The organism is Enterobacter sp. 04-C-12-SI-ECC, from assembly GCF_047530715.1.
Lineage (GTDB): Bacteria > Pseudomonadota > Gammaproteobacteria > Enterobacterales > Enterobacteriaceae > Enterobacter > Enterobacter bugandensis.
Genome location: NZ_JBLKDI010000016.1, coordinates 28,277 through 52,363, shown reverse-complemented (window position 1 = coordinate 52,363; position 24,087 = coordinate 28,277). Strand labels below are relative to the sequence as shown.

At 55.6% G+C, this 24,087-nt stretch carries 22 protein-coding genes; 17 read left to right on the top strand and 5 right to left on the bottom strand.

The window, feature by feature from the left end; genetic code table 11:
- Positions 1 to 23 precede the first annotated feature (23 nt).
- The 11 genes from ndk to ACMWL8_RS18325 all read left to right on the top strand — a co-directional run bounded on the left by ndk (position 24) and on the right by ACMWL8_RS18325 (position 12,186).
- Positions 24 to 455 (top strand): nucleoside-diphosphate kinase, encoded by a 432-nt coding sequence (ndk, locus tag ACMWL8_RS18375; protein WP_003860625.1) that lies wholly within the window; start codon positions 24 to 26, stop codon positions 453 to 455.
- A gap of 147 nt (positions 456 to 602) precedes the next feature.
- A complete protein-coding gene (locus tag ACMWL8_RS18370) occupies positions 603 to 1,769 on the top strand; it encodes a bifunctional tRNA (adenosine(37)-C2)-methyltransferase TrmG/ribosomal RNA large subunit methyltransferase RlmN (RefSeq protein ID WP_028014062.1) in 1,167 nt (388 codons plus the stop codon).
- 291 nt (positions 1,770 to 2,060) lie between these two features.
- Entirely contained in the window at positions 2,061 to 3,068 is a 1,008-nt protein-coding gene (gene rodZ, locus ACMWL8_RS18365; RefSeq protein ID WP_045260189.1) for a cytoskeleton protein RodZ, read from the top strand.
- A 26-nt stretch (positions 3,069 to 3,094) separates the two neighbouring features.
- A complete protein-coding gene (ispG, locus tag ACMWL8_RS18360) occupies positions 3,095 to 4,213 on the top strand; it encodes a flavodoxin-dependent (E)-4-hydroxy-3-methylbut-2-enyl-diphosphate synthase (RefSeq protein ID WP_045260190.1) in 1,119 nt (372 codons plus the stop codon).
- Between the two features lie 80 nt (positions 4,214 to 4,293).
- A complete protein-coding gene (gene hisS / locus ACMWL8_RS18355; protein WP_045260191.1) occupies positions 4,294 to 5,568 on the top strand; it encodes a histidine--tRNA ligase in 1,275 nt (424 codons plus the stop codon).
- Positions 5,569 to 5,581: 13 nt separating this feature from the next.
- Positions 5,582 to 6,202, top strand: a complete 621-nt coding sequence (locus ACMWL8_RS18350; RefSeq protein WP_028014059.1) for a YfgM family protein — start codon at positions 5,582 to 5,584, stop codon at positions 6,200 to 6,202.
- A 10-nt stretch (positions 6,203 to 6,212) separates the two neighbouring features.
- Complete coding sequence (gene bamB, locus ACMWL8_RS18345) at positions 6,213 to 7,391, top strand: outer membrane protein assembly factor BamB (protein ID WP_028014058.1); 1,179 nt, start codon at positions 6,213 to 6,215, stop codon at positions 7,389 to 7,391.
- A 112-nt stretch (positions 7,392 to 7,503) separates the two neighbouring features.
- Positions 7,504 to 8,979 carry a ribosome biogenesis GTPase Der gene (der, locus tag ACMWL8_RS18340; RefSeq protein WP_028014057.1) on the top strand — a complete coding sequence of 492 codons (1,476 nt, stop codon included), beginning with the start codon at positions 7,504 to 7,506 and terminating at the stop codon, positions 8,977 to 8,979.
- Between the two features lie 300 nt (positions 8,980 to 9,279).
- Positions 9,280 to 10,824: a peptide MFS transporter gene (locus ACMWL8_RS18335; protein ID WP_045260192.1), complete on the top strand. Its 1,545-nt coding sequence runs from the start codon at positions 9,280 to 9,282 to the stop codon at positions 10,822 to 10,824.
- A 58-nt stretch (positions 10,825 to 10,882) separates the two neighbouring features.
- A complete protein-coding gene (locus ACMWL8_RS18330) occupies positions 10,883 to 11,917 on the top strand; it encodes an oxidoreductase (RefSeq protein WP_045260193.1) in 1,035 nt (344 codons plus the stop codon).
- Between the two features lie 47 nt (positions 11,918 to 11,964).
- Entirely contained in the window at positions 11,965 to 12,186 is a 222-nt protein-coding gene (locus ACMWL8_RS18325; protein WP_028014054.1) for a zinc ribbon domain-containing protein, read from the top strand.
- Here ACMWL8_RS18325 and ACMWL8_RS18320 read toward each other — a convergent pair.
- Genes ACMWL8_RS18320 through xseA form a run of 3 tightly spaced genes read right to left on the bottom strand, consistent with a single transcriptional unit; the run spans position 12,183 to position 14,985 of the window.
- Positions 12,183 to 12,533 carry a protealysin inhibitor emfourin gene (locus tag ACMWL8_RS18320; protein WP_028014053.1) on the bottom strand — a complete coding sequence of 117 codons (351 nt, stop codon included), beginning with the start codon at positions 12,531 to 12,533 and terminating at the stop codon, positions 12,183 to 12,185. The genes ACMWL8_RS18325 and ACMWL8_RS18320 overlap by 4 nt on opposite strands.
- Complete coding sequence (locus ACMWL8_RS18315; RefSeq protein ID WP_045260194.1) at positions 12,534 to 13,553, bottom strand: M4 family metallopeptidase; 1,020 nt, start codon at positions 13,551 to 13,553, stop codon at positions 12,534 to 12,536.
- A 58-nt stretch (positions 13,554 to 13,611) separates the two neighbouring features.
- The gene (gene xseA / locus ACMWL8_RS18310; protein WP_045260195.1) at positions 13,612 to 14,985 is read right to left on the bottom strand and encodes an exodeoxyribonuclease VII large subunit; all 1,374 of its coding nucleotides are present in this window, start codon (positions 14,983 to 14,985) and stop codon (positions 13,612 to 13,614) included.
- A gap of 158 nt (positions 14,986 to 15,143) precedes the next feature.
- Here xseA and guaB point away from each other — a divergent pair, with 158 nt between their 5' ends.
- Both guaB and guaA read left to right on the top strand, forming a co-directional pair.
- Complete coding sequence (guaB, locus tag ACMWL8_RS18305; protein WP_014884799.1) at positions 15,144 to 16,610, top strand: IMP dehydrogenase; 1,467 nt, start codon at positions 15,144 to 15,146, stop codon at positions 16,608 to 16,610.
- 66 nt (positions 16,611 to 16,676) lie between these two features.
- A complete protein-coding gene (gene guaA / locus ACMWL8_RS18300; protein ID WP_003860599.1) occupies positions 16,677 to 18,254 on the top strand; it encodes a glutamine-hydrolyzing GMP synthase in 1,578 nt (525 codons plus the stop codon).
- A gap of 224 nt (positions 18,255 to 18,478) precedes the next feature.
- On the opposite strand, the gene ACMWL8_RS18295 is transcribed toward guaA, so the two are convergent.
- A complete protein-coding gene (locus ACMWL8_RS18295; protein WP_052682969.1) occupies positions 18,479 to 19,480 on the bottom strand; it encodes a hypothetical protein in 1,002 nt (333 codons plus the stop codon).
- Positions 19,481 to 19,740: 260 nt separating this feature from the next.
- Between ACMWL8_RS18295 and ACMWL8_RS18290 the strand changes: the two genes are divergently transcribed.
- The 3 genes from ACMWL8_RS18290 (at position 19,741) to yidD (ending at position 20,751) form a co-directional block, all read left to right on the top strand.
- Positions 19,741 to 20,178, top strand: coding sequence for a hypothetical protein (locus tag ACMWL8_RS18290; RefSeq protein WP_045260196.1), 438 nt, complete (start codon positions 19,741 to 19,743; stop codon positions 20,176 to 20,178).
- Positions 20,179 to 20,293: 115 nt separating this feature from the next.
- A complete protein-coding gene (locus tag ACMWL8_RS18285) occupies positions 20,294 to 20,527 on the top strand; it encodes a hypothetical protein (protein ID WP_045260197.1) in 234 nt (77 codons plus the stop codon).
- Positions 20,528 to 20,532: 5 nt separating this feature from the next.
- Positions 20,533 to 20,751, top strand: a complete 219-nt coding sequence (gene yidD / locus ACMWL8_RS18280) for a membrane protein insertion efficiency factor YidD (protein WP_072049681.1) — start codon at positions 20,533 to 20,535, stop codon at positions 20,749 to 20,751.
- Positions 20,752 to 21,446: 695 nt separating this feature from the next.
- On the opposite strand, the gene ACMWL8_RS18275 is transcribed toward yidD, so the two are convergent.
- Positions 21,447 to 22,280 (bottom strand): MurR/RpiR family transcriptional regulator, encoded by an 834-nt coding sequence (locus tag ACMWL8_RS18275; RefSeq protein ID WP_023333015.1) that lies wholly within the window; start codon positions 22,278 to 22,280, stop codon positions 21,447 to 21,449.
- 292 nt (positions 22,281 to 22,572) lie between these two features.
- On the opposite strand from ACMWL8_RS18275, the gene ACMWL8_RS18270 reads away from it, so the two are divergent.
- The gene (locus tag ACMWL8_RS18270; protein WP_045260198.1) at positions 22,573 to 24,078 is read left to right on the top strand and encodes a CoA-acylating methylmalonate-semialdehyde dehydrogenase; all 1,506 of its coding nucleotides are present in this window, start codon (positions 22,573 to 22,575) and stop codon (positions 24,076 to 24,078) included.
- Positions 24,079 to 24,087: the final 9 nt, after the last annotated feature.

Here is a 24,087-nt window from a genome sequence, read left to right as displayed (position 1 = left end):
CAGAACATTTTACAGAGGTTATCATGGCTATTGAACGTACTTTTTCCATCATCAAACCAAACGCGGTGGCAAAAAACGTTATTGGCAGCATCTTCGCTCGCTTTGAATCAGCAGGGTTTAAGATCGTTGGCACCAAAATGCTGCACCTGACCGTTGAGCAGGCTCGCGGTTTCTACGCTGAGCACGAAGGTCGTCCATTCTTTGACGGCCTGGTGGAGTTCATGACCTCCGGTCCAATCGTGGTCTCCGTGCTGGAAGGCGAAAACGCAGTACAGCGTCACCGCGATCTGCTGGGTGCAACCAACCCGGACAACGCGCTGGCAGGTACCCTGCGCGCTGACTACGCGGACAGCTTCACCGAGAACGGCACCCACGGTTCCGACTCCGTTGAGTCTGCCGCGCGCGAAATCGCGTTCTTCTTCGCTGAAGGCGAAGTGTGCCCGCGCACTCGCTAATAATTTCGTAAATGCCGCGTGCAAACGTGGCATCCCTGCGCCAGACTTTGTACAATGCAACGCCCCGGACGAGCAGACTGCTTACCGGGGCGTTTCTTTTCAACCCACCAAGGGCCACAACGTGTAACAACGAGGCCGGAAAAAATTATGTCTGAACTAGTGAATACCTCCGAAGTCGCCATTCCTGCGGTTCCCAATAAAAATGGAAAAATTAACCTGCTGGACCTGAACCGTCAGCAGATGCGCGAGTTCTTTAAAGATATGGGTGAGAAGCCGTTTCGTGCCGATCAGGTAATGAAATGGATGTACCACTACTGCAGCGACAACTTTGATGAGATGACCGACATCAACAAAGTGCTGCGCAACAAGCTCAAAGAAGTGGCTGAAATCCGTGCGCCGGAAGTGGTGGAAGAGCAGCGCTCGGCAGACGGCACCATCAAATGGGCGATTGCCGTAGGCGATCAGCGCGTTGAAACCGTCTACATCCCGGAAGACGATCGTGCCACGCTGTGCGTCTCTTCTCAGGTGGGCTGTGCGCTGGAGTGCAAATTCTGCTCTACGGCTCAGCAAGGTTTTAACCGTAACCTTCGCGTGTCTGAAATCATCGGTCAGGTCTGGCGCGCCGCGAAAATCGTGGGTGCAGCAAAAGTGACCGGCACGCGTCCGATCACCAACGTGGTAATGATGGGGATGGGCGAACCGCTGCTGAACCTGACCAACGTGGTGCCGGCGATGGAAATCATGCTGGATGACTTCGGTTTTGGCCTGTCCAAGCGCCGCGTGACGCTGTCTACCTCAGGCGTTGTGCCTGCGCTGGATAAGCTCGGCGACATGATTGACGTTGCGCTGGCTATCTCCCTGCACGCGCCAAACGATGAAATTCGTGACGAAATTGTACCGATTAACAAAAAGTACAATATCGAAACCTTCCTCGCTGCCGTGCGTCGCTACCTGGAGAAATCCAACGCAAACCAGGGCCGCGTCACCATCGAGTACGTGATGCTGGACCACGTCAACGACGGTACTGAGCACGCGCATCAGCTGGCTGAACTGCTGAAGGATACGCCATGCAAAATCAACCTGATCCCATGGAACCCGTTCCCGGGCGCGCCGTATGGCCGTAGCTCGAACAGCCGTATCGACCGTTTCTCCAAGGTGCTGATGGAGTATGGTTTCACCACCATCGTGCGTAAAACCCGCGGTGATGATATTGATGCTGCATGCGGACAGTTGGCCGGTGACGTCATTGACCGTACCAAACGTACCCTGCGTAAACGCATGCAGGGCGAGACCATTGCGGTTAAAGCTGTTTGATTATTATGCATCACGGCGCATTATCTACGCTGTGATGCATAATCTGACTGAATAATCAGTCAGATTCGTGACGTTTGATTAATAATTACGGTGCGTTTCATATGAGTTTCGGGCAGTATGTAACGACGTAACAACAGTTTAGCCACGCGGGCAGAGCTGCACTGTCATCTACCGGCTGACAGTCTTATACTGTCTGTTCAAGGTTAACTGACCTGAAGTTTCGCGGTGCGGGCGGCATTGTGACTCACCGGCACCTGAACCCTTTTTTTCACGTACCAGTAGTTGTAGCGAATGAATACTGAAGCCACTCACGACCAACATGAAGCACTCTCCACTGGCGTTCGTCTTCGCAACGCCCGTGAACAACTCGGACTCAGCCAGCAAGCTGTTGCAGAACGCTTGTGCCTGAAAGTTTCCACGGTTCGCGATATTGAAGAAGATAAGGCGCCTGCCGATCTGGCTTCAACATTTCTGCGCGGCTATATCCGCTCTTACGCAAAACTGGTGCACATCCCCGAAAACGAATTACTGCCAATGATGGAGAAGCAGGCACCGGTTCGTGCAGCAAAAGTTGCCCCGATGCAAACTTTCTCCCTGGGGAAACGTCGTAAAAAACGTGATGGCTGGCTGATGAGCTTTACCTGGCTGGTGCTGTTTGTTGTTGTCGGCCTGACCGGCGCATGGTGGTGGCAAAACCATAAGGCGCAGCAGGAAGAGATCACCACTATGGCCGATCAGTCCTCCGCTGAACTCAATCAGGCGAGCAATGGTGGTGCCCAGAGCGTTCCGCTGAACACCGACGGTGCGGCGGCCTCAAGCGAGCCGCAAACAACGGCTCCGGCAACCGATGCAGCACAGGCTCCGGCCGCAACGGCGAACACCGCTGCGCCTCAGGCTCAGGATCAAAACGCGGTCGTCGCCCCTTCTCAGGCAAATGTCGATACTGCGGCGAACGCCCCTGCACCGACTCAGCCAGCGAACAACGCCGCGGCGTCCCTGCCGACCGACCCGGCGGCAACCGCCGCGCCAGCCGCCGATCCAAACGCGCTGGTGATGAACTTCACGGCTGACTGTTGGCTGGAAGTGACTGACGCGACAGGTAAAAAACTGTTCAGCGGCCTGCAGCGGAAAGATGGCACGTTAAACCTAACGGGTCAGGCACCTTACAAACTTAAAATCGGCGCTCCGGCAGCGGTACAGATCCAGTATCAAGGAAAACCTGTCGACCTGAGCCGCTTTATCAGAACTAACCAGGTTGCACGTCTTACCGTTAATGCCGAACAATCAGCAGCACAGTAACAGACGGGCAACGCGGGAGATTTTTCATGCATAACCAGGCTCCGATTCAACGTAGAAAATCGAAACGGATTTACGTTGGGAATGTGCCAGTCGGCGATGGGGCACCTATCGCCGTCCAGTCGATGACCAATACGCGCACCACGGATGTGGAAGCAACGGTCAACCAAATCAAAGCATTAGAGCGTGTAGGCGCGGACATTGTTCGCGTCTCAGTGCCCACGATGGATGCCGCTGAGGCGTTCAAGCTGATCAAACAGCAGGTCAACGTGCCGCTGGTTGCAGATATCCACTTCGACTACCGTATCGCGCTGAAAGTTGCTGAATACGGCGTTGATTGCCTGCGTATTAACCCGGGTAACATCGGCAATGAAGAACGCATTCGCATGGTGGTTGACTGCGCCCGCGACAAAAACATTCCAATCCGTATCGGCGTGAACGCCGGCTCTCTGGAAAAAGATCTGCAGGAAAAATATGGCGAGCCAACGCCGCAGGCGCTGCTCGAATCCGCCATGCGTCACGTCGATCATCTGGATCGTCTTAACTTCGATCAGTTCAAGGTCAGCGTAAAAGCCTCTGACGTTTTCCTGGCCGTTGAATCGTATCGTCTGCTGGCAAAACAGATCGATCAGCCTCTGCATCTCGGGATCACCGAAGCGGGCGGCCTGCGTAGCGGTTCGGTGAAGTCTGCGATCGGCCTGGGCCTACTGCTCTCCGAAGGGATCGGCGACACCCTGCGCGTCTCGCTGGCGGCGGATCCGGTTGAAGAGATCAAGGTCGGTTTCGATATTCTGAAATCGCTGCGTATCCGCTCGCGTGGGATCAACTTCATTGCCTGCCCAACCTGTTCGCGTCAGGAATTTGACGTGATCGGCACGGTGAATGCCCTGGAGCAGCGTCTGGAAGACATCATCACCCCGATGGACGTCTCCATCATCGGATGTGTCGTGAACGGTCCGGGTGAAGCGCTGGTCTCAACCCTGGGCGTAACCGGCGGTAACAAGAAAAGTGGTCTCTATGAAGATGGCGTTCGTAAAGATCGTCTGGATAATAGCGACATGATTGACCAGCTTGAAGCCCGCATCCGCGCCAAAGCCGCGATGATGGACGAGACACAGCGCATCAGCGTTCAGCAGGTTGAAAAATAACGTGATGGGAAGCGTGCCGCTTCCCATGTATGATTGAACCCATTCTTTGGGTTTTTTTTGTATATAGAAAGAGAATAAACGTGGCAAAAAACATTCAAGCCATCCGCGGCATGAACGATTACCTGCCTGGCGAAACCGCCATCTGGCAGCGCATTGAAGGCACGCTGAAGCAGGTGCTCGGCAGCTACGGTTACAGCGAAATCCGTTTGCCGATTGTAGAGCAGACCCCGTTATTCAAACGCGCGATCGGTGAAGTGACCGACGTGGTTGAAAAAGAGATGTACACCTTTGAGGACCGCAACGGCGACAGCCTGACCCTGCGTCCGGAAGGTACGGCGGGCTGCGTACGCGCCGGCATCGAACATGGTCTTCTGTACAATCAGGAGCAGCGCCTGTGGTATATCGGCCCGATGTTCCGCCACGAACGTCCGCAGAAAGGTCGTTATCGCCAGTTTAACCAGCTGGGTGTGGAAGTCTTTGGCCTGCAGGGCCCGGACATCGATGCCGAACTGATTATGTTGACCGCCCGCTGGTGGCGCGCCCTCGGTATCTCTGAGCACGTTTCGCTGGAACTGAACTCAATCGGTTCTCTGGAAGCGCGCGCTAACTACCGCGATGCGCTGGTGGCGTTCCTGGAGCAGCATAAAGAGAAGCTGGACGAAGACTGCAAACGTCGCATGTACAGCAACCCGCTGCGCGTGCTGGATTCCAAAAACCCTGATGTTCAGGCGCTGCTGAACGATGCCCCTGCGCTGGGTGACTACCTGGACGACGAGTCTCGCGAACACTTTACCGGCCTGTGCAAGCTGCTCGAAGCGGCGGGCATTGCCTACACCGTGAACCAGCGTCTGGTGCGCGGTCTGGACTACTACAACCGCACCGTGTTTGAGTGGGTAACCACCAGCCTCGGTTCTCAGGGCACCGTGTGTGCCGGCGGCCGTTATGACGGTCTGGTTGAGCAACTGGGTGGCCGTGCGACGCCTGCGGTTGGCTTCGCGATGGGTCTTGAGCGACTTGTTTTGCTGGTTCAGGCAGTTAATCCGGAATTTAAAGCAGATTCCGTTGTCGATATATACCTGGTGGCTTCAGGCGCGGAAACGCAGTCTGCGGCGATGCAGCTTGCCGAACGCGTGCGCGATGCGCTGCCGGGCGTTAAGCTGATGACCAACCATGGCGGCGGCAACTTCAAAAAACAGTTTGCTCGTGCCGATAAGTGGGGCGCAAGTATTGCACTGGTGCTGGGCGAGTCCGAAGTGGCTAACGGCGAAGTGGTAGTAAAAGACCTGCGCTCTGGTGAGCAGACAACGGTAACGCAGGACGGCGTTGCGGCGCACTTGCGCACTCTATTGGGCTAAGGAGAAAGACGGCGTGGAAATGTACGAGAACGAACACGATCAGGTCGACGCGATTAAACGCTTCTTTGCTGAAAACGGCAAAGCGCTGGTTGTTGGGGTTATTTTAGGTGTGGGTGCGCTGGTGGGCTGGCGTTACTGGAACAACCATCAGGCGGATTCCGCGCGCGGCGCGTCCCTGTCCTATGAAAATACCGTTAGCGCTATTCGTGCCGACCAGCCGCAAACGCTGGCTGCGGCAGAGAAATTTGCCGCTGATAACAAAAACACCTACGGTGCACTGGCAGCGCTGGAAGTGGCTCAGCAGTACGTTGATAAAAACGAACTGGATAAAGCCGCTGCTCAGTTGTCTCAGGGCCTTGCTGCTGCCAGCGATGAAAACCTGAAAGCAGTGATCAATCTGCGCCTGGCACGTATTCAGGTTCAGCAGAAAAAAGCTGACGACGCGCTGAAAACGCTCGATACAATCAAAGGCGAAGGTTTTGCTGCCATCGTTGCCGATCTGCGCGGTGAAGCACTGCTGAGCAAAGGTGACAAAGCGGGCGCGCGTAAAGCGTGGCAAGCTGGCGTAGAGAGCAAAGCGTCACCTGCGCTGAGCGAAATGATGCAGATGAAAATAAATAATTTGTCCGTCTGAGAGGGACCCGATGCAATTGCGTAAATTACTTCTGCCAGGACTGCTTTCTGTTACGTTATTAAGTGGTTGTTCACTGTTCAGTGGCGAAGAAGACGTTGTGAAAATGTCCCCACTGCCGACGGTTGAAAACCAGTTTACCCCATCCACCGCGTGGGATGTCTCCGTGGGCAGTGGGATTGGTGATTTCTATTCCAACCTTCATCCTGCGTATGCAGACAGCGTTGTCTATGCCGCTGACCGCAAAGGTACCGTGAAAGCGGTGAACGCCGATGACGGGAAAGAAGTGTGGTCCGTTAACCTGGCGGAAAAAGACGGCTGGTTCTCCCGTAAACCTGCACTGCTGTCTGGCGGCCTGACCGTTTCCGGTGGGCATGTCTACGTGGGCAGCGAAAAAGCGCAGGTTTACGCGCTGAATGCCAGCGATGGTTCTGTTGCATGGCAGACCGCCGTAGCCGGTGAATCCTTGTCACGTCCGGTCGTGAGCGACGGGCTGGTGCTGATCCATACCAGCAACGGCCAGCTGCAGGCGCTGAACGAAGCGGACGGTCTGGTGAAATGGACCGTTAACCTGGATATGCCTGCGCTCTCTCTGCGCGGTGAATCCGCACCTGCAACCGCATTTGGCGCTGCCATTGTGGGCGGTGACAACGGTCGCGTGAGTGCCGTGCTGATGCAGCAGGGCCAGATGATCTGGCAGCAGCGTATCTCGCAGGCCACTGGCTCAACTGAAATCGACCGCCTGAGCGACGTAGACACTACTCCGGTTATCGTTGACGGTGTGGTTTACGCCCTGGCCTATAACGGCAACCTGACCGCGCTGGACCTGCGCAGCGGCCAGATCATGTGGAAACGTGAGCTGGGCTCTGTGAATGATTTCATCGTGGACGGTAACCGCATCTATATGGTTGACCAGAACGATCGCCTGCTGGCGCTGAGCACCGAAGGCGGCGTGACGCTGTGGACGCAAAGCGATCTGCTGCACCGTCTGCTGACCGCGCCAGTGCTGTACAACGGTAGCCTGGTGGTTGGCGACAGCGAAGGCTATATGCACTGGGTTGATCCAGAGAATGGCCGCTTCGTGGCGCAGCAGAAAGTGGACGGTTCAGGCTTCCTGACCGACCCGGTTGTGGCTGACGGCAAACTGCTGATTCAGGCAAAAGACGGCACGCTGTACGCGATCACGCGTTAATTACCCGGCGGTTGTAGTATACTAAACGGCTCCTGTTCACTCAGGAGCCGTTTTGACATTTTTAAAAACGCCGCGAATGCGACGTTTATTTGAATTTTATGAGGCTTCAAACATGGTACCTGTGGTCGCGCTTGTCGGGCGCCCTAACGTTGGAAAATCCACTCTTTTTAACCGTTTAACACGCACCCGTGATGCGCTGGTTGCGGATTTCCCGGGGCTGACGCGTGACCGTAAGTACGGTCGTGCAGAGGTGGAAGGACGCGAGTTCATCTGTATTGATACCGGCGGTATTGACGGCACAGAAGACGGCGTTGAAACCCGCATGGCGGAACAGTCCTTGCTGGCGATTGAAGAAGCGGATGTTGTGCTGTTCATGGTTGATGCGCGCGCTGGCCTGATGCCGGCGGACTCCGCAATTGCTAAGCACCTGCGTTCTCGCGAAAAGCCAACTTTCCTGGTGGCGAACAAAACTGACGGCATCGATGCCGATCAGGCTATCGCGGACTTCTGGTCTCTGGGCATGGGGGATATCCACCCGATTGCGGCATCGCATGGCCGCGGTGTGACCAGCCTGCTGGAAACCGTTCTGCTGCCGTGGGTGGACGAAGTGAACCCGCCGGAAGAGGTGGACGAAGACGCCGCATACTGGGCGCAGTTCGAAGACGGTGAAGAGGGCGAAGAAGAAGAGCCTGAGGATGACTTCAACCCGCAGGATCTGCCGATCAAGCTGGCTATCGTCGGTCGTCCAAACGTAGGTAAGTCTACGCTTACTAACCGTATTCTGGGTGAAGAGCGTGTGGTGGTTTACGACATGCCGGGCACTACGCGTGACAGCATCTACATCCCAATGCAGCGTGATGAACGTGAGTATGTCCTCATCGACACCGCCGGTGTACGTAAGCGCGGAAAAATCACCGATGTGGTGGAAAAATTCTCCGTTATCAAAACCCTGCAGGCGATTGAAGATGCCAACGTGGTGCTGCTGGTCATCGACGCGCGCGAAGGTATCTCCGATCAGGATCTCTCTCTGCTCGGCTTTATCCTCAATAGTGGGCGCTCACTGGTCATCGTCGTCAACAAGTGGGACGGCCTGAGCAATGAAGTGCGCGAGCAGGTGAAAGAGACCCTGGACTTCCGTCTGGGCTTTATCGACTTTGCCCGCGTGCACTTTATCTCTGCGCTGCACGGCAGCGGCGTCGGTAACCTGTTCGAATCCGTGCGTGAAGCCTACGACAGCTCCACCCGTCGTCAGAGCACCGCCATGCTGACCCGTATCATGAATATGGCAGCGGAAGACCACCAGCCGCCGCTGGTGCGCGGTCGTCGCGTGAAGCTGAAATATGCCCACGCCGGTGGCTATAACCCGCCAATCGTGGTGATTCACGGCAACCAGGTGAAAGACCTGCCGGATTCCTACAAGCGCTACCTGATGAACTACTTCCGTAAATCGCTGGACGTGATGGGCACGCCTATTCGTATCCAGTTCAAGGAAGGGGAAAACCCGTTCGCCAACAAGCGCAACACCCTGACGCCGAACCAGATGCGTAAGCGTAAGCGTTTGATTAAGCACATTAAGAAAAGCAAATAATCATTGCCGATCTCACAAAGGCCCGCGTTTATCGCGGGCTTTTTTTTGGCCCAATCATACCGTCGGTTCTCTCTGTGTGAAGTCAATCACTATTCACTCCCAACCATCTTTAAATCCAGAAAAGTAGACAATCGTCGAATTTTCATCTTAAAGTCCCTGGTCCGGTACTAGACAAAACTAGCGACTGGTTATCAAATGGTTAACTAACTTTTCGCCGCATGTAAAAAATCGGTCAGATACGTAACTGGCCGGCGTACCTGCTGGTGTTTACAAGCACGACACATACCTTTCGGGAGAATTATGCAATCCTCTGTTAATCACAAAGAGAGCCGAACCTTCTTCGGCCATCCTTATCCGCTCGGTTCGCTGTTCTTTACCGAGATGTGGGAGCGTTTCTCGTTCTACGGCATTCGCCCGCTGCTGATCCTTTTTATGGCCGCCACCGTCTATGACGGCGGGATGGGGCTGGCGCGCGAAAACGCCTCGGCGATTGTCGGTATTTTTGCCGGCACCATGTACCTGGCCGCGCTGCCGGGCGGCTGGCTGGCGGATAACTGGCTCGGCCAGCAGAGAGCCGTCTGGTACGGTTCGATTCTGATCGCGCTCGGCCACCTGTCGATTGCGCTGTCGGCCATCATGGGCAACAACCTGTTCTTTATCGGCCTGATGTTCATCGTGCTCGGCTCTGGCCTGTTCAAAACCTGTATCTCGGTGATGGTCGGCACCCTGTATAAAAAAGGCGATGCACGTCGTGACGGCGGTTTCTCGCTGTTCTACATGGGCATAAATCTGGGCTCGTTCATCGCCCCGCTGATTTCCGGCTGGCTGATAAAAACCCACGGCTGGCACTGGGGCTTTGGTATTGGCGGCATCGGGATGCTGGTGGCGCTGATTATCTTCCGCGTGTTTGCGGTTCCGGCGATGAAGCGCTACGACAGCGAAGTCGGTCTGGACTCCACATGGAACAGCCCGGTGGTGAAGCGCAACGGCGTGGGCGTCTGGCTGCTGGCGCTGGCGGCAGGCGTGGCAACGCTCGTGACGCTGATCGCGCAGGGCGTGATTGTCATTAACCCGGTCGCGGTAGCCAGCGTGCTGGTCTACGTAATTGCGGCGTCCGTTGCCCTCTACTTCATCTACCTGTTCATCTTCGCGGGCCTGAACCGTAAAGAGCGCGCCAGGCTGCTGGTCTGCTTTATTCTGCTGGTCTCCGCCGCGTTCTTCTGGTCCGCGTTTGAGCAGAAGCCAACCTCGTTCAACCTGTTTGCCAACGACTACACTAACCGCATGATCGGTGATTTTGAAATTCCGGCGGTGTGGTTCCAGTCGATCAACGCCCTGTTCATCATCCTGCTGGCCCCGGTGTTCAGCTGGGCATGGCCAAAGCTCGCGAGCATGAACATTCGCCCGAGCAGCATCACCAAGTTTGTTATCGGTATTCTGTGTGCGGCAGCGGGCTTTGGCCTGATGATGCTGGCGGCACAGAACGTGCTGAGCAACGGCGGGGCGGGCGTGTCGCCGTTCTGGCTGGTGGGCAGTATCTTAATGCTGACGCTGGGTGAGCTGTGCCTGAGCCCGATCGGTCTGGCGACCATGACCCTACTGGCGCCGGAGAGAATGCGCGGCCAGATGATGGGGCTGTGGTTCTGCGCCAGCGCGCTGGGTAACCTGGCGGCGGGCCTGATTGGCGGTCACGTGAAGGCCGACCAGCTGGATATGCTGCCGGATCTCTTCGCGCGCTGCTCCATCGCGCTGCTGATTTGTGCCGCAGTGCTGATCGTCCTCATTGTTCCGGTGCGCCGCATGCTGGAAAATGCGCAAACTAAACCGGCAGCTAGCGCCTCATAAACCTCAGTGTGCCGGGGCAGGCGTTATGCCCCGGCACTGTACTTCCTGAGGTGAAACCATGCAGTTAGGATTTGTTGGTCTTGGTGCGGTAGTGGAAACAGCGTATCTGCCTGCAATACGTAATCTGTTCGATGGCGCTGTTCGTTGTTTCGGCTTTGATGTTCTCCCCGCAAAGCACCCTGAAGGCGTTACGCGCTGCGCCTCGCTTGCGGCGCTTTTAGCCACCCCGCTGGATACCCTTTTTATTACCACCGCATCGCTGCACCACCTTGAGGTGCTTGAGCTGGCGATTGCCTCGCCGGTTCCGCGGATTGTGATTGAAAAACCGATTGTCGCCACGCTTCCTCAAATCGAAAAACTCAACGCGCTGCTGGCAACGCCCGGCGTGGCGTCCCGCGTGCTGGCGCTCGACCACTGGATGGCGCGCATCGAAACGGTGAAGCGGTCGCTGGTCGGCCATGTATCTGACATTGCCAGAATCGAAGGTTTTTTGCAGGAGCCGAGCGGATATAACGCCGCAGGGGAATCCATCGCGCTCAATTTCGCGACCGGAGAACCGGATACCAGAACGCTTCGCCACCCGGACGGCGTGATTCTGGATATCGGAACGCACGTGCTGGCGATGCTGCGTGAAACGCTGCGTTATCTGGGCGGTCAGGACGATATGACGCTGCAGGTGGTAACGGCTAAAGACCGCCTGGGCCACGATATTGCAAAGGGTGACCAGACCACCGCGGAAGGCGAGGCGCACTTGCAGGGAACCATCAGCGGCGTGCCGGTGGGCATCTGGCTTAATAAATACGCGGGACCCGCGGGCGGGCAAAAGGGCCTGCGTCTCTATTTACGCGACGGCCGCATTATCAACTACGACCGACGCGGCGCGGAAGATGTGCTGGAGCTAGTTAAAGGTAAGAATATTCAGCGCTGGTATATCCCCGGCACGATCTACGAACGCTGTCTTGCCGGTCATATTCTTGGCGCAAACAGTCTGTTTGAGCGCGATCCGCAGGAGGTGAGCCGCACAACGCGCCGCAGGATAGATGAGGTGGCGCTGCTGCTGACCTTGCAGCAACAGTTGCGTGGCCCGCACTGAAGACGTGGTAAAATTATCGCAGACCTGAACGCCCTGAAGGAGACACCATGACCATTACCTGCCCGGATTGCCAGGCACAGCTTGAACCCCTGAACGGGGCGGCGCACTGCGACAGCTGTAATAAAGATATTGCGCTCGAAGCCCGCTGCCCGGAGTGCCATCAGCCACTCCAGGTCTTAAAGGCCTGCGGGGCAGTGGACTATTTCTGCCAGAACGGCCACGGCTTAATTTCTAAAAAGCGCGTGGAGTTTGTTCCGGCCGAAGATTAATCGCACACGCAGTCTTCGCCTTTTTTCCACAGCTCGACCAGCGACTCTGGCGCTTCCTGCTCAGGTACCAGCACGATGATATCGGCGTAGTGCGCCTGATTTTGGCCGGTCCAGATAATCTGGATGCGGAAATAGCGCTGGTCACCGCTGCCGGGTGACGACGTCTGACCCGGCGGCTGACCGCGTGGAAAGGCCTGCTCCAGGATGCTCACCAGGCGCTGGCGCTGGGCCTCATTAAGCGAGGAGAGCGCGATGGTACGCTGGCCGCTCAGCTTAGGAATAAAAGCGACGCCGCCTTCCCGGGCCAGCTCAACCACGGCGTCATCCGTCAGTTCCGGAACCTGCATTTACAGCACTCCCACCTGTTCCCAGGCCTGTTTTATCGCCGCCCCAACGTCGCTACCGAAGCGTTTCTCTCCGTGCGCTATCGTCAGTTTTGCGAAGGCATCAAAATCCGCATCCTGCGCCAGATTGCGATCGCAAACCGTGTCGTACCAGGCATAACCGGCTTTTTCCCAGGCGTAACCGCCGATCGCCGTTGCGGCCAGGTAAAACGCCCGGTTGGGGATGCCGGAGTTAAGGTGGACGCCGCCGTTATCCTCGCGCGTTTTAATGAAATCTTTCATGTGCGCAGGCTGCGGGTCTTTGCCGAGCAGCGGATCGTCGTAGGCGGTGCCGGGTTCAGACATGGAGCGCAGCCCTTTGCCGTTGATGCCTTTTGCCAATAATCCCTCACCAATCAACCAGTCTGCTTTATCAGCGGTTTGCTTGAGATGGTACTGTTTCACCAGTGAGCCAAACACGTCTGACAGGGACTCATTCAGCGCGCCTGACTGTTCGAAATAGATTAGCCCGGCTTCGGTCTCGGTGACGCCGTGGCTCAGCTCGTGCGCCACCACGTCGATGGCAATCGTAAAGCGGTTAAAGATCTCCCCGTCGCCGTCGCCAAACACCATCTGCTGACCGTTCCAGAAGGCGTTCTGATATTCCCGACCATAGTGAACGGTGCCGGTTAAAATAAGCCCTTTGTTATCGAGCGAATCGCGCCGATATTCTTTCCAGAAGAAATCATGGGTGATACCCAAATAATCGTACGCCTCGTCCACGGCCACATCGCCATTCGACGGCTGGCCCTCGTAACGCACCTGGGTACCCGGCAGCTCCTGGGTCTGTTTCGCATCGTAGATATCGCGCTCAAGCTGACCGGCTTTATTCACGTGCGGCGCGGCGGGTTTGCCCGGCATATGCGCCATCAGCGTCTGGACGTGGGTTAAGGTCTGACGGGCATAGCGCTGCTGCGGTTCGGAACCGCTTTCGATAATACGACGAAGAATATAAGGGGGAATAACGCTACGAAGATGGGACATGCTGCTCTCCTTATTAAAAAAGGGAATAGCAGCAGTATAGTAAGTAACCGGCGAAGAATTATCCGGTTTTGCGCTGACGCGTCTTTTTCACCGGTTTAATTGATTTCACTTCGCTTTCCACCCAGCCGTCAGACAGGCGGGTGGTAAGAACGTCACCGGTGTTCACCTGCTTGGTTTGCTTCAGCACTTTGCCGTCCGCTGCCGTCGTTACGCTATAGCCGCGCGCCAGCGTGGAGAGGGGGCTGACGGCTTCCAGATGGGTCACCGCGTTGCCAAAACGCTCACGTGTGGTGCTCAGGCGCGCCCGGAGAGTCTCCGCCAGACGATATTCCAGCTGCTGAATGCGCGTTTGCGCACGATAGATTTTCGGCTGCGGATTCTGCTGGTTCAGGCGCTGGGTCACACGCTGCTGGCGCGTCACCGCGCGCTTAAGCTGATTATCAAGCGCAAAGTTCATGCGCTGACGCAGGCGTTCCAGCACGGTCTGCTGACGCGCCAGACGAAGCTGCGGGTGCTGCTGCTGAAGACGGTGATGAAGCTGGGTAAAGCGGCGGGTACGGTTGGCAAGGAAGTAGTCCATCGCCATCTCAAGACGCTGCTGGCCGTTCTGAAGCTGACGCAGCAGCTCCAGCTGATTACGGCTCACCACTTCCGCCGCCGCGGACGGCGTAGGCGCACGCAGATCCGCAACAAAATCCGCGATTGTCACGTCCGTTTCATGCCCGACGGCGCTCACCACGGGGATCTCGCTTGCAAAGATTGCCCGCGCCACGCGCTCGTCGTTAAAGCTCCACAGGTCTTCCAGCGAGCCGCCGCCGCGCCCGACGATCAACACGTCACACTCCTTACGCGCATTTGCCAGTTCAATGGCGCGTACAATCTGGCCTGGCGCATCGTCACCCTGAACGGCGGTCGGGTAGATAATGACGGGCAGGGAAGGATCGCGACGCTTCAGTACGTGCAAAATGTCGTGCAGGGCGGCACCGGTTTTCGAGGTGATGACACCCACGCAGTGGGCAGGTGAGGGCAGCGGCTTTTTGAACTGTTGGTCGAAAAGTCCCTCTTCGGAGAGCTTCGTCTTTAACTGTTCATACTTTTGCTGCAGCAGACCTTCGCCCGCGGGCTGCATGCTTTCAACGATGATTTGATAATCGCCGCGCGGCTCATACAGGGTGATATTGGCGCGAACCAGAACCTGCTGGCCGTGCTGCGGACGGAACGTCACGCGGCGGTTGCTGTTACGGAACATCGCGCAGCGCACCTGGGCGGTATCGTCTTTTAAGGTAAAGTACCAGTGTCCGGAAGACGGCTGCGTGAAGTTTGAGATTTCACCGCTGATCCAGACCTGCCCCATTTCCTGCTCAAGCAGCAAACGCACCGTCTGATTAAGGCGGCTGACAGTATAAATTGAGGGGGATTGAGAGGATAACATGTGAGCGGGATCAAATTCTAAATCAGCAAGTTATTCAGTCGATAGTAACCTGCTGAGAGGCATTCGCAAGCATTTTTTCAAAAAAGTGTAGATGCAATCGGTTACGCTCTGTATAATGCCACGGCAATATTTAACCACCCAGGTCAGAGATATTGCCCATGCTACGTATCGCTAAAGAAGCACTGACGTTTGACGACGTCCTCCTCGTTCCCGCTCATTCCACCGTTCTGCCGAATACTGCCGACCTCAGCACGCAGTTGACGAAAACCATTCGTCTGAACATTCCTATGCTCTCCGCGGCAATGGACACCGTGACTGAAGCGCGCCTGGCTATCGCCCTGGCACAGGAAGGCGGCATTGGCTTTATCCACAAAAACATGTCTATCGAGCGTCAGGCGGAAGAAGTTCGCCGCGTGAAGAAGCATGAGTCCGGCATCGTGTCCGACCCTCAGACCGTTCTGCCAACCACTACCCTGCACGAAGTGAAAGCCCTGACCGAACGTAACGGCTTTGCCGGCTACCCGGTAGTGACCGAAGACAATGAACTGGTGGGCATCATCACCGGTCGTGACGTGCGCTTCGTGACTGACCTGAACCAGCCTGTCAGCGTCTACATGACGCCAAAAGAGCGCCTGGTGACCGTCCGCGAAGGCGAAACTCGCGACGTGGTGCTGGCGAAAATGCACGAAAAACGCGTTGAGAAAGCGCTGGTTGTGGATGCGAACTTCCACCTGCGCGGCATGATCACCGTTAAAGATTTCCAGAAAGCAGAACGTAAACCGAACGCCTGTAAAGACGAGCATGGCCGTCTGCGCGTCGGCGCTGCCGTAGGCGCGGGTGCAGGTAACGAAGAGCGCGTTGACGCGCTGGTGGCGGCGGGCGTTGACGTCCTGCTGATTGACTCCTCTCACGGCCACTCCGAAGGCGTGCTGCAGCGTATTCGCGACACCCGTGCAAAATACCCTGACCTGCAGATCATTGGCGGCAACGTGGCGACGGGCGCAGGCGCTCGCGCGCTGGCTGACGCCGGCTGCAGCGCGGTGAAAGTGGGTATCGGCCCTGGCTCTATCTGTACCACTCGTATCGTGACCGGCGTGGGCGTTCCGCAGATCACCGCGGTTTCTGACGCGGTTGAAGCGCTGGAAGGCACCGGTATTCCGGTTATCGCTGACGGCGGTATCCGCTTCTCTGGCGACATTGCTAAAGCCATCGCCGCGGGCGCTGCTGCCGTAATGGTAGGGTCCATGCTCGCTGGTACCGAAGAATCCCCGGGCGAAATCGAACTCTACCAGGGCCGTTCTTACAAATCTTACCGTGGAATGGGCTCCCTGGGCGCGATGTCCAAAGGTTCCTCTGACCGTTACTTCCAGACCGATAACGCTGCTGACAAACTGGTACCGGAAGGTATCGAAGGCCGCGTGGCCTATAAAGGCCGTCTGAAAGAGATCATTCACCAGCAGATGGGCGGCCTGCGTTCCTGTATGGGTCTGACCGGCTGTGGTACCATTGACCTGCTGCGTACCAAAGCGGAATTCGTACGTATCAGCGGTGCGGGTATCCAGGAGAGCCACGTTCACGACGTGACGATCACCAAAGAGTCCCCGAACTACCGTCTGGGCTCCTGATAAATTTCCGCGCCCGGCTTCTGCCGGGCGCTTTGTTTTGTTTCACTTGCCTCGGAATTAGCGTCAATGACGGAAAACATTCATAAACATCGCATTCTCATCCTGGACTTCGGTTCTCAGTACACTCAGCTGGTGGCGCGTCGCGTGCGTGAACTGGGCGTTTACTGTGAGCTGTGGGCGTGGGATGTCACGGAAGCACAGATTCGCGAATTCAATCCAAGCGGCATCATCCTGTCCGGCGGCCCGGAAAGCACCACCGAAGAGAACAGCCCGCGCGCGCCGCAGTACGTGTTCGAAGCGGGCGTACCGGTATTCGGCGTCTGCTACGGCATGCAGACCATGGCGATGCAGCTGGGCGGCCACGTAGAAGGCTCTAACGAGCGCGAGTTCGGCTACGCGCAGGTTGAAGTTGTCACCGACAGCGCGCTGGTGCGCGGTATCGAAGACTCCCTGACCGCAGACGGCAAGCCGCTGCTGGACGTGTGGATGAGCCACGGCGACAAGGTTACCGCCATCCCATCCGACTTCGTGACCGTTGCCAGCACCGAAAGCTGCCCGTTCGCCATCATGGCGAACGAAGAAAAACGCTTCTACGGCGTGCAGTTCCACCCGGAAGTGACCCACACCCGTCAGGGTATGCGCATGCTGGAGCGCTTCGTGCGTGACATCTGCCAGTGTGAAGCCCTGTGGACCCCGGCAAAAATCATCGACGACGCCGTTGAGCGTATCCGCCAGCAGGTTGGCGATGACAAAGTGATCCTCGGCCTCTCCGGCGGCGTGGACTCCTCCGTCACCGCGATGCTGCTGCACCGTGCCATCGGCAAAAACCTGACCTGCGTCTTCGTGGACAACGGTCTGCTGCGTCTGAACGAAGCGAAGCAGGTCATGGACATGTTCGGCGACCACTTCGGTCTGAACATCGTTCACGTGGAAGGCGAGCAGCGCTTCCTGGACGCGCTGAAAGGCGAGAACGATCCGGAAGCGAAACGTAAGATCATCGGCCGCGTGTTCGTGGAAGTGTTCGACGAAGAAGCGCTGAAGCTGGAAGACGTGAAGTGGCTGGCGCAGGGTACCATCTACCCGGACGTGATCGAGTCTGCGGCTTCCGCAACTGGTAAAGCGCACGTCATCAAATCTCACCACAACGTGGGCGGCCTGCCGAAAGAGATGAAGATGGGTCTGGTTGAACCGCTGCGCGAGCTGTTCAAAGACGAAGTGCGTAAAATCGGTCTGGAACTGGGTCTGCCGTACGACATGCTCTACCGTCACCCATTCCCGGGTCCGGGTCTGGGCGTGCGCGTGCTGGGCGAAGTGAAGAAAGAGTACTGCGACCTGCTGCGTCGCGCGGACGCGATCTTCATCGAGGAGCTGCACAAAGCTGACCTGTACAACAAAGTGAGCCAGGCGTTCACCGTGTTCCTGCCGGTTCGCTCCGTCGGCGTAATGGGCGATGGCCGCAAGTACGACTGGGTTGTTTCCCTGCGTGCGGTGGAAACCATCGACTTCATGACCGCGCACTGGGCGCACCTGCCGTATGACTTCTTAGGCCGCGTGTCTAACAGAATAATCAACGAAGTCAATGGGATATCGCGAGTCGTATATGACATCAGCGGTAAGCCACCGGCTACGATTGAGTGGGAATGATTTAACGTCTGGCAATAGCCAGCGCGTAAAAACAGTAAAGTACTCTTAGCCCGCGTAACTGCGGGCTTTTTAGTACATATAGTTGGACATTTACATTTTGAATACTGATAGCTGACCCAAAGAGCCAGTTCGGTTTTTGTGCGCTGGCTAAAATGATCACGGTTTCGTGCCATTTTGTCTCATCACCTTTACTTATTTTACTTGCACCGTATTAGGAGGGGGTTTTATTTCTTTGCAGAAAGTTTTTTACGCAGAGTGGTTGCCCGGCGCAATACACCCACTTTAGGATTCATTGCAAGTGCCTGTTCATAGGCTTCCAAGGCGTCAGATAACTGCCCAAGCGATTCAAACGACTCCCCTCTGATCCTGTGAGCTAGCGCTCCCCAGTCATATCGTTCTCGGGCTCCCTGCGTAAGAGCTGTATCAGCGACGCTCAGAGCTTTCCTGGCGCTTTCCTCGGTGGTATCCGTCTTAAGCAACTCCTGCGCGGCCATAATCTTTGTGGTGTAATCACCTTTGTCCAACTGGGCTATCTGTAGTGATTCAGCATCAAGGAACTCACCAGCGGTGGAATAACGGAAGTATCCAAGATCACGAAGATTGACGCGTAGTTGGCATAACTCTCCGTCAGCGTTTGTATCGAATAAATAGCAATCTGCCCAGGTCCCGACGGGGCGAACTGTAAACATTTGCTGTCTTTTTTGGAGATCGAGAACCTCCAAAATATTACTGTCTTTATTATCTGCATTTGCTGTCTGGACAGCTGCGTACCGGCCACATTGGGACAAACCAATATTAAAGATATTGGCGCAGTAATGCCGACGGTAGATTTCATCACCGCTGGTGTTGATAGCGATGACATCCCCGCTAAGTGCACTACCGAAACCACAATCGTGGACTATGAAACTACCGGAATCAGAAACAGCGGCATCGACAGGGCGTGCAAAACATTTTAGCTCATACACAATCCTGTCAGAGGGATAATCGACAAGAATGACACGGCCATTGCCCTTCATCCTGTGGCCTCCAAGGCTGCCACCATCCGAATCATCGCAGCCCACCACCCAGCGCTTATCCGGCGAAATATTTGCGTGACCGAAGAAGTAAGGGTGATCCACGGTAAGCCATTTACCCTCCAGTTCCGTGTTGCGTTCATGCGTAGATGAAGGTTCTCTCTTGCCACATTGATGCCCTAAAATACTGCGTAGTTTTCCAATTAAACCCATCGCCCTGTTTCCTGTTAGCCCTGCCTGGTAGCAATATAAGCCAGGTTTGTAATAATCGTAACGGACTAACCAGAATTTATTTGACGCGCCTCGAATTCCATCATAAAAAATTCACAAGAGATATGTTTAAAAAATAAAATATTCGTGTCATGAATGTTTTACCGAAATATTTAGACCATGCTCCTATTTGCGGTTGATATCACCACAAATAAAGGGGTAGCTTGTAGTAGAGAAAAAGTTATATCCAATGGAGAATGACCATGAGCACATATGAACTTGTACGCAAAACAAAAATCGATGGTGATTTCGAAGGGTTTGATGACGAGGTTTTATTCAGGTTTGTTGACGGGACATACTGGATACAGGCGCAATACATGTACTGGTATCATTATGCCTATCGACCTGATGTCAATCTCTTACGAGCGAATGGACGGTTTTATCTGCAGATAGATGGGAAAGACAAAGTTGTACCCGTCAGACAAATCACTGATGTCATCCAATCACGAATTGATGGCGAATTTAAAGGATGGGAAGGCGAAACCGTTTACACTCTCACTAACGGGCAGGTGTGGAAGCAATGCACCTACCACTATGAATACAAGTATTCATACAGACCGGAGGCATTCATTTACAATAGCGGAACAGGTTACAAAATGCGGGTTGAAGGTACTACAGCAGATGTGCGAAGAGTTAAGTAAAGCAATCACTGTGCACAAATACATAATTCCCGGAATGGCCAGCGGCATTTAACGCCTCTGTCGCTATTCCTGGCAGAGCGAATAATCAGCCACCGTTTACAATAAGGTTAATCTAATGTTTCAGTACAAAATGGTCCAGGTTCCACCCAACATTTCAGTCAGGGCTAAAGACAACAAAATCGGTATTGCTGCGCAATACCTTGAGGACGTGGTCAACGAGTGGGCAGCGCAGGGCTGGGAATTTCAGCGAGTTGATACTATCGGTATTGAAGAACGACCGGGCTGTTTTGGCGGCAGTAAGGTCAAATTTATGCAGTACTATGTTATTACCTTCAGGAAAGAGGTTTAACTGTGATGCGTAGTCTGAGCTTCTGGCTGATACTGCTTTACCGCAAACATGCACCAGACAGCGTCAGACGGCGCTGTCGCTATCACCCTTCATGTTCAAAATATACGTTTGTCAGCATCAAGCGCTTTGGTTTCTGCCGGGGATGGATAATTGCATTCAAGCGTTTTCAGCGCTGCAGGCCGCCGAACGGTGGAATCGATTATCCACCACACCGTTGTCACTGAGTGGGCTAGCTTTCGGCTGCCCTGCTAAGCGTCACGCTCTGGTCACAATGAATAATGCTGTACCAGAACGATTAAGAATAAAATAAGTTCTCCCGCAGCCTTATGGTGCTGGCGGTGATTACTTAGACGGATGATTTATCTACCTCATAAGTGCTGCCATTGCATTCATCGGTAATCAACAAAGCCGGGCTAAAGTGGATAGGAAATATGCAAAGTTATTTAGATACAGGAATGCATTTCCTGCGCCTCGCTGCGTAAAGTAGAGCAGAGTTCCTAGATAAGAATTCAGCCAAACATTATGGTGGCCTGATGCATCTGGTTCCCCAATAACATGGAGTCTCTATGGAATATTTTGAAGCTAAATTATATTTATTCGTAAAGTAGCGAATTATTGCATTATTACTTAATGCTATGCTTTTCCTTGGTAGTTGCTACGGGTTGTACCTCACGGAGATCTTTGCAGGGTCATGGTATAATGAAGGTAATGCTGCGGTGTGCTTATTGATTATGTTTATCTCGGCATTAAGCATCATGTCTATCAATCAGTCAGTCATTATGGATAAGACTGATGACGAGGCATCTTCTTTGCTATCTTTATGGTGGAAACGAAAGAAGCTCGAACATTTATCAAAATAAAAGAATATAAAAAATAACGTAAAGGCTGCGGCCCCGCGTGCCGGGCCGGGAGGCGTGAACTATTTTCCGCTGTTATCCCGGCGATACGCCAGCGCCACCACCAGCGACTGCACCAGGCACAGCGTTGCCGACTGAGACCGGAACGCATCCACCTGCGCCTCTTTCACCACAAAGCAGAGATCGCTAAACGTCGCCAGCGGGCTTATCTGGCTGTCAGTAATCACGATCTGCCGGGCGCCGACGCTGGCGGCGGTTTCGCTGACCATCACCGTCTCTTCCGCGTATGGCGAGAAGCTGATCGACACCACGATGTCGCGCGCCTTAATGCGGCTGATTTGCTCGCGCAGCATCCCGCCCATGCCGTCGAGCAGGATAGGGCGGCACTCCAGGTGGCTCAGGGCGTAGGTGAGGTAGGCCGCGACGCTAAACGAGCGGCGCAGTCCGGCGATGTAGATAGTGTCGGCGTCGGCCAGCAGCTGTACGGCGCGCTCCAGCATTTCCGGCTCGGCGCGGGCGGCCAGCTGCTGCAGCGCCTGCGCGTTCGAGCGGGCGAACTCCTGCAGAATATCGAGCGGCGTTTCCGGCACGGCCTCGCTCTCCATTTCGCGGAACAGCCGCGCGCGGTCGCTGTAGCTGGCAGTCTCCTCCACCAGGTTCATGCGAAACAGCTGTTTCATTTCGTTGAAACCGGTGAAGTCAAAGGCGTTAGCAAAGCGGATCAGCGTCGAAGGCGGCACGTCGGCGCGCTCGGCAATGACGGCAACCGTATCAAAGGCCACGCTGTTAGTGTTATCCAGAACGTAGCGGGAGACCTGCTGCAGCCTCTTGCTCAGGCTATCGTAGCGATCGCGGATTTGCTGCTGCAGTTCGTTCAGGCTGGTTGCTGTCGTCATGTTATCCCCCAAATACAGTCTGATGATTCTAAACGCAAAACCGCGTCTTTTAAATGTCGGCCATCCATCTGGCAGCAAAAATGAAACAGAAGCTTCAGTCATTTCCTCGCCCGAAATCCCTTAATAGCGCACGCAGCGTCAGTGTTGCTGGCTGTTAACATAAAAATCCATCCTTGATCACAATAATCATCATTTATTTTATTTCAACTTAAAATGGAATATTTGTTTCATATATAGTGTCCAGTACACAGCGTTCAGGTAACAGTCACGTATCAACAGCGAGAGGTTAAGGATGGAGACGGTAGCGAATTTTATTCACGGCGAATGTGTCACCGGTTCAGGCCAGCGCGTTCAGGCGATCTTCAACCCGGCCACCGGCGAGCAGATCCGCCAGGTGGTAATGAGTACGGCACAGGAAACGGAGCAGGCGATTGCCGCCGCGCATCAGGCGTTTCCCGCGTGGGCGCGCCAGGCTCCGCTTAAGCGCGCGCGCGTGATGTTCCGCTTCAAGGCGCTGCTGGAAGAGAACATGACGCGCCTGGCCCGCATCATCAGCGAAGAGCACGGCAAGGTTTTCTCCGACGCGGTGGGCGAACTGACCCGCGGCCTGGAAGTGGTGGAATTTGCCTGCGGTATCCCGCATCTGCAAAAGGGTGAACACTCTGCGAACGTCGGTACCGGCGTCGACAGCCACTCGCTGATGCAGCCGCTCGGCGTCTGCGCCGGGATCACGCCGTTTAACTTCCCGGCGATGGTGCCGATGTGGATGTTCCCCATTGCGCTGGCGACCGGGAATACCTTCGTGCTGAAGCCGTCGGAAAAAGACCCTTCTCTCGCGCTCGCGCTGGCGCAGCTGCTAAAAGAGGCAGGCCTGCCGGACGGCGTCTTCAACGTGGTGCAGGGGGATAAAGAGTCCGTTGACGTGCTCCTGACCGACCCGCGCGTGCAGGCGGTGAGCTTTGTGGGCTCCACGCCGATTGCCGAATACATTTACCAGACCGCCTCCGCCCACGGTAAGCGCTGTCAGGCGCTGGGCGGCGCGAAAAACCACTGCATTTTAATGCCGGATGCCGACATGGAGATGGCGACCAACGCCATCATGGGCGCGGCCTATGGCGCGGCGGGGGAACGCTGCATGGCGCTCTCGGTGGTGCTGGCGGTGGGGGATAAAACCGCCGATGACCTCTGCACCCGGCTGGAAAAACAGATTGAAGCGCTGCGCGTCGGGCCGGGGCTGGACCAGACGCCGGAAAACGAAATGGGGCCGCTTATCTCCTCCGCGCACCGCAGCAAGGTGCTGGGCTATATCGACAGCGGGGAAGCGCAGGGGGCGAAACTGCGCGTGGACGGGCGCGGCTTCAGCGTGAAGGGCCACGAGCAGGGCTACTTCGTCGGGCCGACGCTGTTCGATAACGTCACACCGGAGATGACCATCTATAAAGAAGAGATTTTTGGCCCGGTGCTTTCTGTGGTGCGGGTAGCAGATTACGCCAGCGCGGTGGATCTGATTAACCGCCATGAATATGGTAATGGCTCGGCGATCTTCACCCGTGACGGCGGCTGCGCGCGCCGCTTCTGCGAAGAGGTGCAGGCGGGCATGGTGGGGGTCAACGTGCCGATCCCGGTGCCGATGGCATTCCACAGTTTCGGTGGCTGGAAGCGTTCCATCTTTGGCGCGCTCAACGTACACGGCAACGACGGCGTGCGTTTCTATACCCGAATGAAAACCATCACCGCGCGCTGGCCGGAAATGCAGCAGGAGACAGGCGCTGCGTTCTCCATGCCGACGCTGGGCTGACAGGAGGCA

Bases quoted from the DNA above. Each gene is read 5' to 3' on its own strand.
- ndk (WP_003860625.1), top strand. From the start codon at position 24: ATGGCTATTGAACGTACTTTTTCCATCATCAAACCAAACGCGGTGGCA.
- ACMWL8_RS18370 (WP_028014062.1), top strand. From the start codon at position 603: ATGTCTGAACTAGTGAATACCTCCGAAGTCGCCATTCCTGCGGTTCCC.
- rodZ (WP_045260189.1), top strand. From the start codon at position 2,061: ATGAATACTGAAGCCACTCACGACCAACATGAAGCACTCTCCACTGGC.
- ispG (WP_045260190.1), top strand. From the start codon at position 3,095: ATGCATAACCAGGCTCCGATTCAACGTAGAAAATCGAAACGGATTTAC.
- bamB (WP_028014058.1), top strand. From the start codon at position 6,213: ATGCAATTGCGTAAATTACTTCTGCCAGGACTGCTTTCTGTTACGTTA.
- der (WP_028014057.1), top strand. From the start codon at position 7,504: ATGGTACCTGTGGTCGCGCTTGTCGGGCGCCCTAACGTTGGAAAATCC.
- ACMWL8_RS18335 (WP_045260192.1), top strand. From the start codon at position 9,280: ATGCAATCCTCTGTTAATCACAAAGAGAGCCGAACCTTCTTCGGCCAT.
- ACMWL8_RS18330 (WP_045260193.1), top strand. From the start codon at position 10,883: ATGCAGTTAGGATTTGTTGGTCTTGGTGCGGTAGTGGAAACAGCGTAT.
- ACMWL8_RS18325 (WP_028014054.1), top strand. From the start codon at position 11,965: ATGACCATTACCTGCCCGGATTGCCAGGCACAGCTTGAACCCCTGAAC.
- ACMWL8_RS18320 (WP_028014053.1), bottom strand. From the start codon at position 12,533: ATGCAGGTTCCGGAACTGACGGATGACGCCGTGGTTGAGCTGGCCCGG.
- ACMWL8_RS18315 (WP_045260194.1), bottom strand. From the start codon at position 13,553: ATGTCCCATCTTCGTAGCGTTATTCCCCCTTATATTCTTCGTCGTATT.
- xseA (WP_045260195.1), bottom strand. From the start codon at position 14,985: ATGTTATCCTCTCAATCCCCCTCAATTTATACTGTCAGCCGCCTTAAT.
- guaB (WP_014884799.1), top strand. From the start codon at position 15,144: ATGCTACGTATCGCTAAAGAAGCACTGACGTTTGACGACGTCCTCCTC.
- guaA (WP_003860599.1), top strand. From the start codon at position 16,677: ATGACGGAAAACATTCATAAACATCGCATTCTCATCCTGGACTTCGGT.
- ACMWL8_RS18295 (WP_052682969.1), bottom strand. From the start codon at position 19,480: ATGGGTTTAATTGGAAAACTACGCAGTATTTTAGGGCATCAATGTGGC.
- ACMWL8_RS18290 (WP_045260196.1), top strand. From the start codon at position 19,741: ATGAGCACATATGAACTTGTACGCAAAACAAAAATCGATGGTGATTTC.
- ACMWL8_RS18285 (WP_045260197.1), top strand. From the start codon at position 20,294: ATGTTTCAGTACAAAATGGTCCAGGTTCCACCCAACATTTCAGTCAGG.
- yidD (WP_072049681.1), top strand. From the start codon at position 20,533: ATGCGTAGTCTGAGCTTCTGGCTGATACTGCTTTACCGCAAACATGCA.
- ACMWL8_RS18275 (WP_023333015.1), bottom strand. From the start codon at position 22,280: ATGACGACAGCAACCAGCCTGAACGAACTGCAGCAGCAAATCCGCGAT.
- ACMWL8_RS18270 (WP_045260198.1), top strand. From the start codon at position 22,573: ATGGAGACGGTAGCGAATTTTATTCACGGCGAATGTGTCACCGGTTCA.